Consider the following 14,287-nt stretch of genomic DNA (forward strand, 5'->3'; position numbering starts at 1 on the left):
AGTCAAAATGAAACCAGTACAGTTTTAATAATTAAAGACAAAACAATAGAACACTTTAAAGTTATATTTTTATATTATATAGTACATGAAATTTGAACTATGTCATTGGGATTTGAGTTCCATTTCCTATCATTTGGTGAAGTTCTTTTATCATATCTATAATTTTCCCCAAACCCTGAAGTACTTTTTCTTCTTCATCATAGGTAAAACATATTCTCAATTGATTTCCACCTTTTCCACTACTATAATAATTCTCTCCAAGTATAAATAAGATGTTCTCTTCAAATATAGCTTTATAGTACAATATCTTACAATCAAAAGTATCTGGTAAAGTAAGCCATAAAATTAATCCACCTTTAGGTATTGTTACTTTTACATATGAAGGAGATATCTTTTCTAGATATTTTTTTATACGCATCAATAATTGTTTCAATTCATCCCGAACCCATATTAAGTGTTTTTTATGTTCTATTGAACCAATATATGAAGCTACCATCACTTGGTTAATGAGAGGCGCTCCAGTATCTAATGTTGATTTTACTATTGCAAGCTTTCTTAAGAAGATTTCATCAGCTACAACAGCAGACAACTTATAAGAAGGACCAAGAGTCTTACTAAATCCTGCAATATAAATTACACGGTTGTTTTTATCAAGACTTTTTAGTGGCTTTTTAAATTCTTCATAATATAAATCACTCCAGCAATCATCCTCTATAATAATAAAATTATGTTCATCTGCTAAACTAAGAATTTCTTGCCTAACCTCTAAACTTGCACTAATTCCTGTTGGATTTTGAAAAGTAGGCATGGTATACAACGCTTTTACAGGATACTTTTCGCACTGAATCAATAAACTATTTACATCTAAGCCCTCTGGTGTCATTGGCACTTCTATTACATTTGCCCCTCTACTTTTAAACACATCAATTGCACCAGAAAAAGTTGGAGCCCCTACTACCACTACATCTCCATGTCCAATAAAAGTCTGTGCAATTACATTAATAGCTAATTGAGATCCACTTGTAATAAGAACTTCTTGGTTACTTGCCTCAACACCCTTATCAACTAAATACCCACATACCTTATCAATCAAGCTTTTTTCCCCTTCTACTGGAGAATGTTTACCTAGCTCTTTTTCATTATAATTATCAATAAAAGTATCAATAATAGTTTTTGTAGGCAAGAAACGTTCGTTTAACCCAGCTATTGCTAAATTGCATCCTAACTCTTTTAGGTTAAAATAATTTCTTTGTCTATATCCTTTTCTTACTATATAATCTTCAATATTATTTTTCCAGTTGTTTTTATCAATTTCTTCGACTTCAATATTATGATTGAAGTCAATGTTTTTGCTTTTTACATAAGTTCCTTTTCCATGTTCTTTATAAATAAATCCATTTTTTTCTAACAACTCATAAGCTTTAACAACAGTCATTTTACTTATACTCAATTGTAATGATAGTTTTCGAACTGAAGGCAATTTTTCGTTAGGTTTTAAGATACCACTATCAATTCTATTTTGTAATTCATCATATAATTGTCTAGTCAAACTAGTCTTACTTTTTTTATCAACATACAATTTCATCAATTCACCTCCATATAAAGATTATAGCATACTGTTATAGTGTTCTACTTTTATATCATTACACTTAAAGTATTTAAAATGTATCATAAACTAAATTTCCTTAAAAAGTGAATTCATATCATATAATAAATATTTTAATAATTCCATTTTCTAAAACACATATTTTTATAAATAAAAGCCGCTACTTAGAACTTTCTTCTACGTAACGGCTGATTTCTACTTTCCTTTTCATAAAATATATAGTTTGTTCTTTAAATTATCATTGATAATTTAAAATTAAATATTAATGAATTAAATCTTTTGGATAACTCTTATGATTAATAATTCCATACTCTAACATCAATTCATCTGTTAGATATTTAACCCCTTTACAATGTAAATCTCCCACACCTTCACTAACCAATTGATAAAGTTGTGATTCATAAAAATAATTCATACTATCTTCTAAATCCTTATTAGTTCTCTTTGAAAATTCTAAAATTATATTTTTATATAAAGATTGTAATAATATTTTATTTGCTACCATATTCTACACTTCCTTATTTTCTTCATAGCTTAAGTATTCATCAATGCATCTCTGGAAAAAGATATATGGGGATTATCTACTATTAAGTAAGATCCATAGTATACTATCAACTTAATGCTCCCCTTTCTTTTAATACTTCTATTAAATCTTCAACTATATAACGTTTGCTTTGAGAGTGTAATGGTTCATAACAAGGAATAATATAGTCATCTAAAGTATTTGTATTTTTTATTAATTCATATACCTTAGCAGAATTTATTTCTAATTTTTCTGCTAAACTTTCAATACAAAATATAGCAAATTCTAATCTTTTTTCATCCATTACAGCATCTCCAAATGTACTTGTTTTATTTATATTATACCCTTTATACTTATACTTTAAAATAAATTTATTGAAATTACACTTCTTATTAATCTCTGATACATATTCATTTATTAAATTTTATCTACTATTAACCGCTCTATCCTCTTTCTTAATTTTCTCCCTGATACTTATATCTTCTAATGCATGAAAAAATTTATTCTCTTCTATGTGGAATCATAAATAAAGGCAAGTTACTTAATTTAAACCATTTTACTTAATCAATCAAAAGTCCCATTAGCAAAGAGTCATAGAACTCTCCATTAATCAAAAAATCCCTTTTTACTAGTCCTTCTTCTAAAAAACCAAGCTTTTTATATAATTTAATTCCCGGTTTATTGTCATCTCTTACTCTCAAATTAATTTTTCTAATTATTCCTGAATCTTTGCTCCAATCAATCAAATATTTTATAAGTTCTTTTCCTATACCATTTCCCCAATATTCTTTAAGAACAGTTACTCCAAATTCACCAACATGAGCATTTCTTTCTCTTAATCCTCCTGAGAAATTTAAATTTCCAACTAACTTACCTTTAATTTCTGCTATAATAAATAAGGCATTTTCCTTTTTTAAAGCACTTTCAATAAACTTTTCTTCTTCATGAATACTTATTCCAAACTCTCCTTTTCCAAATGTTAAAAAATCTGATTCCCCACCTATAGCATTTAAATACTCAATCAATGCTTTAGCATCAGATTTATTGACTTTTCTAATTACTACTTTTTCATCCTTAACATCCATCGCTTTCATTAAATATAGCACCCCCATTTTTATTTTTACTAATAACATTTAGATATAGAAAACATAATTTTTCATAGTACAATCAACTTAATCTCTTATTAGCTAAATTCTCTTACTTTTAACCCAAAAACTTTACTAATAAAATTTATGATTCCCTTAATAATGAAAAAAGAGAGCATAATAATAAAACTCCCTAAAAGCAAATTCTGTTTTTTATTTATTGGAACACATTCAAACACCTTATTTTGCTTACACTAAATAGTTTATATATACACTCTGAAATATATTGAAGCGAACTCTTTTATTATTACAATTATAAGAAAATTATACTACAATTTCCATATAATTTAAAATATCTGGTATATTTATTTACGATAACATTCAAAACAATACCACCTACTGTAATAATCCTAATACCACATATAAAAAAAATAACCGCTACCTAAAAATTTTCTTCTAAGTAACAGCTGATTTCTGCTTTCCTTTTCATAAAATATATAGTTTGTTCTTTAAATTATCATTCATAATTTAAGACATTAAAGTATAGACCAAGCTATCCACAAGATGGATTTAAAACAACTGAAGATGCAAGGAAATAAGTTTTAAATTTTGTTGACACACACCCTAATATTTAAGTTAACAAATTTTAAATTCAGTAGTTATTCCATCTAATTCGATTCTTTTAGAAATATATAAATGGTTATCTGTATTTATTTCTGCATAAAAAATATCCTTTTCTGTTTCAATTCCTGACATTTTAAATTCTTTATACAACCATTCACGACTAAGATTTAGTTTTTTTAAATTGTTATCATGAATTTTTCCTTCAATTACTAATGGAATAGATACCCCCTTATATTTAGTTGGAATATTCATATCTTTAGGTGTAACAGGCATATATTGTGACTTTTTTAATACACTCATATTACCATTATCTTCTATGATAGCAAATTCTACTTCGCTTAAATCAAATACATCCTTTTGCCTTAAAAACATCATAATGTTTTCAGTAGTATATTTTATTCTTTTCATATTTTCATGTAGAATTTTGCCATTCTGTATTACTACTGTTGGTCCAAAGGTAGTCATTTTACTAAATTTTCTATATTTCAGCTTAAAAAATACTACTACATTATACAATAAAATAACTAAAATTATAGCATAAGCTGTTGGAAAATATTTTAACTTAGGATCAGATATATCTGCACCTACAATTGCTCCCAATACCATTATTATTAAAAAATCAAAAACAGGTAATTCTGCAATTTTTCTTCTCCCAGATTTAAGTATTGTAAACAATAAAAATGGCAATATAGTAAAAACTTTTAAGGTAATATTTAAATATTCATTTAAACTACTCATCTAATTTCTCCTCTTCATAAACTAATTATTATTAATTTTAAAACTCTTATTTTCTACTAAGTTCATCTGTAAAATTAAGCACCACCCAAGACACATTCAAATAATAAACTAATCATACTTACTTGCCTTTTTCTTATTTTCTCCTATAATTTATTTTATTAATCCTTTTACTTCAATAATAAATTATAGATTTAATATTATGATACTAATTTAAAATCCATCTGACGTAATATACTAAAGTTGTGATTCATAAAAATAATTCATACTATCTTCTAAATCTTTATTAGTTCTCTTTGAAAATTCCCTTTAATAAAAAATTATTTCCAAAAATCCTCTACTTCTTTTAAAATATCAGCTGTTGGTGTAATTGTAGCTTCAAATATTGATTCCCCAGTCTTTTCAAGATAATACTTTATTAGATAATAACCACAAGCATATCCTGCACAATAAGGCATACCAACTTGATTGATATTTTTTGATTAATTATATATACCTCAAAATTACATTATCTATATCTATTGAATTATTTTTAAATTCTACACTACTAGAATCTCCTATAGTTAATTTTCCCAATATCTATATTGACAAGTATATTGTATACTACTATACTTTGTAGTAGTACATAAATGGTGGTGATTAAATTGTCTTCAATAAATTTAATAATACTTGGCTATTTGCAAAATAAGGAAAAAAGTGCCTATGAAATGGTTAAAGAATTTGATGTCTGGAATCTTACTAAGTGGCTAAAAATTAGTAATCCTTCAATTTATAAAAATATAGTTAAGTTATGTAACAATGGCTATTTAAATTCAAGAACTGTTAAAGAAGGTGAAATGCCGGAAAAAACATTATATTCAGTGAATAAAAAAGGAAATGTATATTTCAATGAATTAATGGAAGAAAGTTCAAAACATATAGGTAATGTTTATTTAGACTTTAACGCATTTTTAGTGAATATAGAAAATTTACCAAAAGAAAAAAGAAAAGAATATCTTAAAAATTTCAAAGAAAAAGCAGAAGAACGTAGATCCTTTGTAGAGTCAGTTTATAACAAAGAAAAACAACAGAATCAAAAATCTGGTTCCGAGTTTCTTATATTAGATTTATATAATGAATTTTATAATATTTTAGAAAAATGGTCTGAAAAAGTTTTTGACCATTATAACAAATAAAATATAGCCGCTACCTAGAACTTTCTTCTAAGTAACGGCTTACACACGGTAAATTTAAACAAAGTTAAAATCCTAGTAGGCTTATTATACTTATACTCTAATCTTTCTTTTCAACTTACTATTTAAGCATAAACAAATGCATCCATAAGCCAATCCACCAATAAAAGCTCGCATAATTTCGTAATGATTACCGTAACGATTCACAATAGTAAAATCTAAAGCAACCCACACAAACATCATCCATGCATAAATTACTTTTTCCAAATATCTTTTTATTTCATATAAATTTTTATTCTTATTAGGAAATAATCCATTAAATTTTTTAATTCTTATCTGTATAATATTATATCCAATCAATCCAATGCATCCACCAGCTAATCCAAATATAAAACTGATAAGTAACGACAACATATTGTGAGTCTCATACCAAAGAATCCAATATGCCATCACAGCAAAGATAGAAAAAGCACAAGATAAAATACACACATTTTTAAATCTTAATATTGTTTTGCCTACTTTATACTCTGTAACTTCTATATCATCTCTTTTTAAAATTTCATTGTTTTTTAATAAGACCCTACCTAATAGCTCATCAACAGTAATATTGAGTACTTCTGCTAATATTGGTAAGATTGTTATATCTGGAAATCCTTCGCCTGTTTCCCACTTTGATACTGTTTTATTACTAACAGATAATTTATCTCCTAGCTGTTTTTGAGTAAACCCTTTTTCTTTTCTCTGTCTGCTAATAACTATACCCATCGCTTTTTTATCCAATTTTTGCCCCTCCTATTCAGCAATATTATATTTGAATTTCATAAAACACTCAATCTCCTATTGATTCCAATATGTCTACGGAAAGTGGAATTACCCTCTAATAGTAGGGGATTTAGATTATATAAGCTAATATTTATACAGATTTCAAGCAAATTTAAGCTTATCCCTTCATTATTACCAATTTTACAATTCCTCTATAAACAAAAGGAGTATACATAGCTAAAAGTGTTAGTCTTTGCCATAATCCTTCGTATGAAAAAACAGTATTTTTAAATTTCTCTTTATCTCCCATAATAAAAAACACAAAAAATATAATTGCTAAAACAAATGCTATAACACAAACATTTCCCATCATTGTATTCTTCTCCTTAAAGGCAACTATTGCGCTAAGTAAAGGGAAAAATAATAATGTCATAAATCCTATTGCAGCACCGGCACCATGTATTTTTGAAGCAAAAGTTACTACATCTTTAGATTCATTTACACTAAATATACCTGCCAATAATCCAGCACCTATTGCAAATGCAGCAATAGAAATAAACATTAGTATAGCTAATAAACCTGACACTTTACTCATATTATTTAAAAAAGCTATTGCTGTAAATAATAGAAATCCTCCAAGCCAGATTAACCAAGCATTATAAAAATATCTAACTGGACTTTTTGGACTACCTAAAACACTCATCACCATCTTTTTACTATCATATCCCTCATAAAAATGTTTCAACACCCAAGGAATAAAGAATTCTCCAATAACAGTTAACACTAAAAGTATATTAAATATCTCGCTATCCAACACTTTATTCATATTTCTCTCCTTACAAATTACTATTTATTTATAAAATCGTATAATATTCATTCTTCTAAATAATTGAGCAACTAATTCATCTCATAAGCTTTATCAATATATTCTTTAGCCTTTTCAAAATCCTTTGAATTCTTTATGGTAATTTCTAAATCACCAGTTGCCCAATGGCCTATTTTACTTACATCTCTCGTGAAACCATCTTCCATTATAAAATCTTTGGGATTAAGTCTTAAATATATCGTTAAATTTTTCATTTTAACTTCCACACATACAATATTTTTGATTCTTTTAAATGCACTATATAATTTTAATTTATTCTCTGTCACATCATCGCCCAGTGCTAATATGTAATCTCTAATAGAATAATACAATTCTCTTAACTTTTCGCTTGTACCTTGTAATTGTTCATCAAAGGTTCTGTCTGAACTTTGTTTTATAGGTTTGTCTATATTTCCATTATTAATTGGCATCACTATGTTTGAATTAATTAAATCAAATATTAATAATTCTTCTCCAAATTTCTTGTATCTAATAAGGTCTATATTTCTATTTATCTGCTTTACGGCATATTCATCATATTTAGTAAAATCTCCTGCTATACAAATAAGTCGAGGCATTGTCCAATCTAATTTATCTGAATATGATTTCCCTAATGTTTTCATAACCAAAAGTTCAAAATCTGCCTTATGATCTAAAAGCCAGTCCAAATAAAATAATCCTTGATTTATTACATTTTCATTGCTAGCCCTTTTATATTCAAAAATCACAGGACAATTATTTTCATCAATACCTAAACTATCTATACGCCCACCATTTGATGTTACATATTCACTTTTAAGAAAAGTAACTCCAAAAAATGTAGGCATATTTCTTTCAATTAATGTTTGTAATTCTCTCTCCAAAGCCATCCAAGTAGCTGGAAGTTCTTCTACTTTATCTTCTATCTTAAATAGTTTTATATCAGACATTTCAATCTCCTCTAACCATATTTTACATAAATATTATAGCATAGGGAATTATTCTCCATTAACCTACCTAAGGAAAATCTTAATCCAATTCTTCTTCCCATTCATTTTTTATTACCGCTGCAGTAGATTTAACTCTATTAATTAAAGAATCCGAATTGTTATTCTCAACTCCTAATTTACAACAAGATTGATATATACCCATTTTTTCTAGCTTATTGTAAACAACTTTCATAGTTTCTATTTTATCTTTATAAAATTCACTACCTCTAATTCTAATAAATCTCCATCCTAATCTTTCAAGTATAGATTGTCTAATCATATCCTCTTCAATCTTTTCTTCTCCGTGCCACTTTTCACCATCACATTCTATAGCAATCTTTTTATCATTACATATAGCTACCATATCAATTCTATAAGATCCTACTTGCCATTGTGGTACTATCTTATATCCTTTATCTATTAGATACCTCATTACTTCCTTTTCAAATTCAGATTCTGCTTTTTTTGATAAAGTATTATATTCAACATCCTTTGAATGAGGATTTTTAAAGTAATCTATTAATTCTTTTCTAATATCACCTAGTTTTAAATCATTTTCAGAATCAAGTGAATGGATTAACCATATTTGATCTCTTGCACGGCTAACTGCTACATTATATCTTTTTTTGAATAAATCATCATTACCATATCCATTTTTTCTAAGAGGTCCTTCTCCATCATTAGTATCTACCATAGATAAGAAGATAATATCTCTTTCATCTCCTTGAAAATTAGCAGGATTTCCACACAATATTTCTCTTTTTCTATATTCAATTGGATTCATCTTCTTTTGTAACAACCTATCTATTAATACTGCTTGTTTATCTCCTCTTAGTGTAATCACTCCAAATGTTTTATCCTTATATTCTTGATTTTTACAACAGCCTATTATTAAGGATACTAGTGTTTCTGCTTCTTTTTCATTGATTTTATTATTACTTATTGCTCCCTCAACTCTATAAATTACTGTAGCAGGTTTAGTAGTTACTTCACTAGAATCTCTTAGTGGTTTTATTTGACGATTATAGGATAAAATATTTGAGTATTGAATTATCTCTGGTACACACCTAAAATGTTCTTTTAATCTTATTGGTTGATATCCTGATGATTGAGCTAAATCATATACAGAAAATTTTCCACAATACAATTTATCATTTGGAATATCATATAAATATTCTCTAATTAATCTATCTATGTCCTCAGTTTTTTCACCAATAGATAATGGACTCACTTGTTCATTATCTCCAACTACTATTACTTTTTTTCCTAAATAAAGTGCAACTAAAGCCATTACATCCGCTTGGCTTGCTTCATCTATTATTACTACATCAAATTTATTTTCGCTAGGATTAAAATTTTCCACCACCTTACTTAAAGGCATTATCCAAACTGGAACTGCACTCTGACAATTAGGCATTAATTTTCTAGCTTCAGCTTTATATATTTCCGCTCTCTTCCCTTTACCTTTTCCAATCTTTCTGATTAATTGTCTCCATCCTTCAATAGATTGTACTTGCCTTTTATTATTTTGGAAGTCATTAAGTTTAGCTTCCCATGCTTTTTTAAAAGCAAGTTCTGATGTATTTTCTTTTATATAATTTTCTAATTTAATTATGTCATTTTGAATTACTTCAATTGATTGATTATTTCTTTTTTCTAGTTCTTCACTAAATTGGGCAAACAACCACGCTTCTTTTATTTTTGTAGGCGGTTTATTTTCTCCATGAACTTTATTTCTGTGTTTTATCTCTTTAGCCCATGAAGAAGCACTTTCACTAATTTTTTTTAATAAATATCTTCTTCTTTCTATATCCTTTGATAAGTTCTTTATATTTACTAATTTCTCATAATATTTTTTATACACTTCTACATTTTCATCTAGTAAAGCATCTTGTAATCCCTTGAGAATTTCACTATCTTGCATACTTGAATATTGATTTATTACTTTTGTAACTGAATCTTTCATTTTAATGTATTTAAAATATTTTAATCTATATATTTCAGATTTAATTACATCTTTAAGCTTTACTCCTAATTTATTTTTTATATTCTTTAAACTACTATATTTGTCATTAGATAAATCTATCTCGTTATCAATAAAATCAAAGTTAACACCAATAGATTTTAATTTTAATATAATAGGGTCCCAATGTTTTTCATACCATAAAAGATTTTCTTCTATTACATCACAATACTTTTCACAAACAAGTTCAAACTCTTCACCCATTTCTTCAGTACTATCTGCTCCTAAAGGAGCAATTTGTCTATTCCATCTATTCTTAAGCTGTTTTTTCGCTTTATTTAAGTTATAATATTTAAGCAAAGCCCTATATTCATTAATATACTTTGGAGTACTACCATTAACCCTGCAACAATTAATTACCTTTTTCATATCTGGATTAAACATTAAGTTTATTCTATTTATCTTTCCGCTTGCTTCTAATTTATTTATTATTGTGTTTAATTGTTTAGACATGTCTAGATTATCTTCAATATTTTCAAATTCAGGCTTATAATTAAAAATTTCTTCTGAAATATCTAGTTTCATTTGATAAACATTGTTTATCTCATTCACAAGATTTACCCAATTTTTCTTAACTACCTTTTCTTTTGATGCTTGAATAGTCGCAAGTGTCCATTCACTATCTAAATTTATACATTTTAAAGATTTATTTATATCAACTATTATAGATTCTAATTCTTCGGTTGTATAATTAAGACTTTTAGCATCCCAACAATTTTTATATTGGTTTAATTTTTCTTCTGAAAACTCATGTTTATTAAATATTAAATCTTGAAAATCTCTTGGAGTTATTAGTTCTGATAATTCAGGCAGTTTATTATCATATTCTTTTTCCTGATCCTTTGAAATTGTCTTATTTGTTTCATATAATTCTATTATTTCTTCTTCTGATAATGAAGGAGCTACCCCTAATTTGACTGGCATAGGTATCCATGAATATGCATCTTTATATTTACTAATAAATTTAGCTGCATCTAAGGGATTAAATTCTTCTCCATTTACAACTATAGGTCTATATTCATTTAATCTTATATTTTTCAGCTTTAATTTTAATTCTCTTAATTTAGCTATCTTATCTTTCCTTATTTTTTCTAATGATTCTATTTGATGCTTCAATGTTTCTGGATCTAATCTTGATCTATTTTCATTTATCTCATCTAATGTTTTCTCCATTTCCACTCTGCTTTCAACTGTTGATAACAAACTTAAGCAAAGTGATTGCAAATTGTCAGCTACCTTATCTTTTAATACTGAAAGAGCCTTTTCACTATAACTTGTTACTAATATACTTTTACCCTGTGATAATAAATATCCTATCATATTAGCTATTGTATGAGTTTTCCCAGTTCCAGGTGGTCCTTGTACCAATACAGCACTATTACTTTCTAAATACTTTGCAACAGCTAATTGTTCCGAGTTTGCTGGTTTAGTTAGTAGTATATCTTTATCTATTCCATTTGGATTTAAATTCAGCATAACTTTTGAGCTTTTCTCAGTTGGATTATTTTCTTCAATACATCCTACTACTTCTTCTAAAAATGTAGGAATATTTGTTTTATCATCTATATCTTCAATTATAGAATCTACAGCAATTCCAAAACCTAAATTCTTTTTTCTTAAAAATAATACTGGCTTTCTATATATTTGAGGATTCTCTAAGTTATCATTAGTTTCTGATTTAGATTCAATAAACCTTCCTTTTGGTGAAAGTGCATTTGCAACTCTATTAAAAAAAGAACTTGTATTTTCCCCTTCAATTGGTGAATAGTTATTTCCCTCAAAATCGTTATATAATTCCATTAATAATTCATTATTTATTCCCTCTATATTATAGAAAAGACTCCTATAAATTTCTGTATTCTTATCTGATTCTGTTAATATAAACTCTGGAACATTAGCATCAAATTTTAAATTTACATGCTGTAAAAGTATAGGATGCTCTATAAAAATATCTTTTTTATAAAGTAATAATCCATCTCCTAAAATTAATTCTATTGATTCTGATTCTTTTTTTATCTTTGAATACAATTCATATAATGTATTAAACAAATCATCTACAGCTCTTGCTGGTTTTTCATTCTCAATCCATTTATTTCTTTCTTTTTCCCATTCATTAAATGCATTTACTCTTTTTTTATCATCTTCAAACTTCTCAGTTATATATTTAGTTTCATTATTTTTATTATTAAATCCACTTTTTATTTTTATCTCTTTTTTTATTTTTACTTCACCATTAATATTTTCCCAACCTTTTTCTATCCACTTCTTAATTTCCCTTGGAATTTTAGGACATTCTCTTAAAATTGGTCTTTTAACTCTTAGTATTCCTTCTATATCGTCACTTTCTGAAAGATAAATATTATTCACTATAGTTTCATGCTTAGGTAAATTATCTACCCATTTCATCCATACTTGATTTGTTATATCTGTAATTTTTGGATTTTTAATATTATTGTATTCTTTCAAAAAATGAAATAACCTTGTTATTTTTTCTTTTGCCTTTTGACCCATATTGTTTCACCACCATATACAAAACATTTTTATAACCTTATATACTTATAATTTTAATACTAACCATAATTTAATAATTTTAATAAATATTTCATTTCTAAAAATATAGTTTCTACTATAGATAACTATGAAATATTAATTAATACCTATAAACATTTATATTATACTACATATTTTACTATTTTAACTTAATTTTCCCTATAATATTCTTTCAATCTTCATTTCTAATTTTAAATTAAAGTCTTCTTCAAATTTCTAATGCAGTATAATTTTCAATATTTTAAAAAATATATAAATAAAAATAAACTTGAGTTTTCTCTCAAGCTTATTTCATCTTTAATATTCCTTATCTTATTATATATGTCTATTTCATCGCATCAATAATAACTTGTAATCCTCTTAAATTACCTTTTCCCAATGTTGAATAATAATTAATATGTTTTTGAACTGCCTTTAAAGCATTTCTAAATGACTCTTCTCCATAATCTTTTCTGATATTTTCTAATAAAAATCTATTTGTATCATTGTTAAAAGCTCTTTTATATTCTTCTCCATTCATCATCCCTAAAAATATAGTAATGAGAGCATTAGCAGAACCTACATTCATACCTGTAGTTTTATTTATCTCTATCTTTGCTTCATTTCTTGTAAGTTCTTCTGCATACACTTTCTTTGCTATTTCATAAGCACCTTTACTCATTTCCATAGTAATTTTCACACTTATATCCCCCTTGTATAAATCTTTACTTTTTATAGTTATAATAGAATATTAACCACCAATCTACTCAACCTTCAAAGCTCCCATTTTCATCCTATCTTTAAGCTTTATAACTAGCACCATTATCTCATATCCTATAAACGCTCCCATTGTGTTCATTAATACATCTTCTAATTCTACAAAACGACCAATGAATGTTTGTAAAAATTCAACGGTTAATGAAAAAATAAGACCTATCAAAATTCCATAAATCCATTTACTCCTAAGTTTTTTTAAAACACCTGCTGAAAAAAATCCAAAAGGAATAAATAATATTAAGTTTAATAATGTAGCTATAGAAAAATTCTCTATAGAAATATTAAAACTTATTTGTACATTTCCATCAAATACTGAAGTTGTTCCAAAATCACCAGTAGTGATCCCGGTAATTTTCAAAATCAAAAGCACTGTAAGAATCCATCCAAACTCACATAACATTTTAAATGGTTTAAATTCGCACTTTCTTTTAACTAAAAATTTCGCACAAGTATATACACAAAAAATAATAAATGCTTTAAGTCTCACTTGCATAAACATTACTTCAGCTACTTGTAAATAACTTTCTAACATATCTGTATTTCTCCTCTTAACTATAATCTTCTTTTGTCGTTACAATTCTAAGCAAATTATAGCATTATTTACCATATCATTCAAAA

13 protein-coding genes are annotated in these 14,287 nt (G+C 26.6%); 1 reads left to right on the forward strand and 12 read right to left on the reverse strand.

The window, feature by feature from the left end; translation table 11 throughout:
* Positions 1-97: 97 nt before the first annotated feature.
* The 6 genes from ABDZ71_RS12130 to ABDZ71_RS12155 form a co-directional block, all read right to left on the reverse strand.
* Positions 98-1,585 (reverse strand): aminotransferase-like domain-containing protein, encoded by a 1,488-nt coding sequence (locus ABDZ71_RS12130; RefSeq protein WP_343761913.1) that lies wholly within the window; start codon positions 1,583-1,585, stop codon positions 98-100.
* A gap of 283 nt (positions 1,586-1,868) precedes the next feature.
* Positions 1,869-2,111, reverse strand: a complete 243-nt coding sequence (locus ABDZ71_RS12135) for a hypothetical protein (RefSeq protein WP_343761914.1) — start codon at positions 2,109-2,111, stop codon at positions 1,869-1,871.
* A gap of 106 nt (positions 2,112-2,217) precedes the next feature.
* Positions 2,218-2,433, reverse strand: a complete 216-nt coding sequence (locus ABDZ71_RS12140) for a DUF3791 domain-containing protein (protein ID WP_343761915.1) — start codon at positions 2,431-2,433, stop codon at positions 2,218-2,220.
* Between the two features lie 256 nt (positions 2,434-2,689).
* A complete protein-coding gene (locus ABDZ71_RS12145; protein WP_343761916.1) occupies positions 2,690-3,223 on the reverse strand; it encodes a GNAT family N-acetyltransferase in 534 nt (177 codons plus the stop codon).
* A 627-nt stretch (positions 3,224-3,850) separates the two neighbouring features.
* Positions 3,851-4,576, reverse strand: a complete 726-nt coding sequence (locus ABDZ71_RS12150) for a DUF421 domain-containing protein (RefSeq protein ID WP_343761917.1) — start codon at positions 4,574-4,576, stop codon at positions 3,851-3,853.
* A gap of 317 nt (positions 4,577-4,893) precedes the next feature.
* A complete protein-coding gene (locus ABDZ71_RS12155; RefSeq protein WP_343761918.1) occupies positions 4,894-5,031 on the reverse strand; it encodes a DUF2268 domain-containing putative Zn-dependent protease in 138 nt (45 codons plus the stop codon).
* 186 nt (positions 5,032-5,217) lie between these two features.
* On the opposite strand from ABDZ71_RS12155, the gene ABDZ71_RS12160 reads away from it, so the two are divergent.
* Positions 5,218-5,748, forward strand: a complete 531-nt coding sequence (locus tag ABDZ71_RS12160) for a PadR family transcriptional regulator (RefSeq protein WP_343761919.1) — start codon at positions 5,218-5,220, stop codon at positions 5,746-5,748.
* A gap of 90 nt (positions 5,749-5,838) precedes the next feature.
* Here ABDZ71_RS12160 and ABDZ71_RS12165 read toward each other — a convergent pair whose 3' ends face one another.
* The 6 genes from ABDZ71_RS12165 to ABDZ71_RS12190 form a co-directional block, all read right to left on the reverse strand.
* Entirely contained in the window at positions 5,839-6,525 is a 687-nt protein-coding gene (locus ABDZ71_RS12165) for a helix-turn-helix domain-containing protein (protein WP_343761920.1), read from the reverse strand.
* A gap of 160 nt (positions 6,526-6,685) precedes the next feature.
* Positions 6,686-7,333: a DUF998 domain-containing protein gene (locus tag ABDZ71_RS12170; RefSeq protein ID WP_343761921.1), complete on the reverse strand. Its 648-nt coding sequence runs from the start codon at positions 7,331-7,333 to the stop codon at positions 6,686-6,688.
* 71 nt (positions 7,334-7,404) lie between these two features.
* On the reverse strand, positions 7,405-8,301 hold the full coding sequence (locus ABDZ71_RS12175; RefSeq protein ID WP_343761922.1) for a DUF5655 domain-containing protein: 897 nt from the start codon (positions 8,299-8,301) through the stop codon (positions 7,405-7,407).
* A gap of 79 nt (positions 8,302-8,380) precedes the next feature.
* Complete coding sequence (locus ABDZ71_RS12180; protein WP_343761923.1) at positions 8,381-12,874, reverse strand: AAA domain-containing protein; 4,494 nt, start codon at positions 12,872-12,874, stop codon at positions 8,381-8,383.
* A gap of 364 nt (positions 12,875-13,238) precedes the next feature.
* On the reverse strand, positions 13,239-13,592 hold the full coding sequence (locus ABDZ71_RS12185) for a hypothetical protein (RefSeq protein ID WP_343761924.1): 354 nt from the start codon (positions 13,590-13,592) through the stop codon (positions 13,239-13,241).
* 63 nt (positions 13,593-13,655) lie between these two features.
* Positions 13,656-14,201 (reverse strand): VanZ family protein, encoded by a 546-nt coding sequence (locus tag ABDZ71_RS12190; RefSeq protein ID WP_343761925.1) that lies wholly within the window; start codon positions 14,199-14,201, stop codon positions 13,656-13,658.
* Positions 14,202-14,287 lie beyond the last annotated feature (86 nt).

The organism is Clostridium oceanicum (assembly GCF_039521385.1).
GTDB classification, from domain to species: Bacteria; Bacillota; Clostridia; order Clostridiales; family Clostridiaceae; genus Clostridium_F; species Clostridium_F oceanicum.

Bases quoted from the DNA above. Each gene is read 5' to 3' on its own strand.
- ABDZ71_RS12150 (WP_343761917.1), bottom strand. From the start codon at position 4,576: ATGAGTAGTTTAAATGAATATTTAAATATTACCTTAAAAGTTTTTACT.
- ABDZ71_RS12135 (WP_343761914.1), bottom strand. From the start codon at position 2,111: ATGGTAGCAAATAAAATATTATTACAATCTTTATATAAAAATATAATT.
- ABDZ71_RS12175 (WP_343761922.1), bottom strand. From the start codon at position 8,301: ATGTCTGATATAAAACTATTTAAGATAGAAGATAAAGTAGAAGAACTT.
- ABDZ71_RS12180 (WP_343761923.1), bottom strand. From the start codon at position 12,874: ATGGGTCAAAAGGCAAAAGAAAAAATAACAAGGTTATTTCATTTTTTG.
- ABDZ71_RS12130 (WP_343761913.1), bottom strand. From the start codon at position 1,585: ATGAAATTGTATGTTGATAAAAAAAGTAAGACTAGTTTGACTAGACAA.
- ABDZ71_RS12170 (WP_343761921.1), bottom strand. From the start codon at position 7,333: ATGAATAAAGTGTTGGATAGCGAGATATTTAATATACTTTTAGTGTTA.
- ABDZ71_RS12145 (WP_343761916.1), bottom strand. From the start codon at position 3,223: ATGAAAGCGATGGATGTTAAGGATGAAAAAGTAGTAATTAGAAAAGTC.
- ABDZ71_RS12190 (WP_343761925.1), bottom strand. From the start codon at position 14,201: ATGTTAGAAAGTTATTTACAAGTAGCTGAAGTAATGTTTATGCAAGTG.
- ABDZ71_RS12140 (WP_343761915.1), bottom strand. From the start codon at position 2,433: ATGGATGAAAAAAGATTAGAATTTGCTATATTTTGTATTGAAAGTTTA.
- ABDZ71_RS12155 (WP_343761918.1), bottom strand. From the start codon at position 5,031: ATGCCTTATTGTGCAGGATATGCTTGTGGTTATTATCTAATAAAGTAT.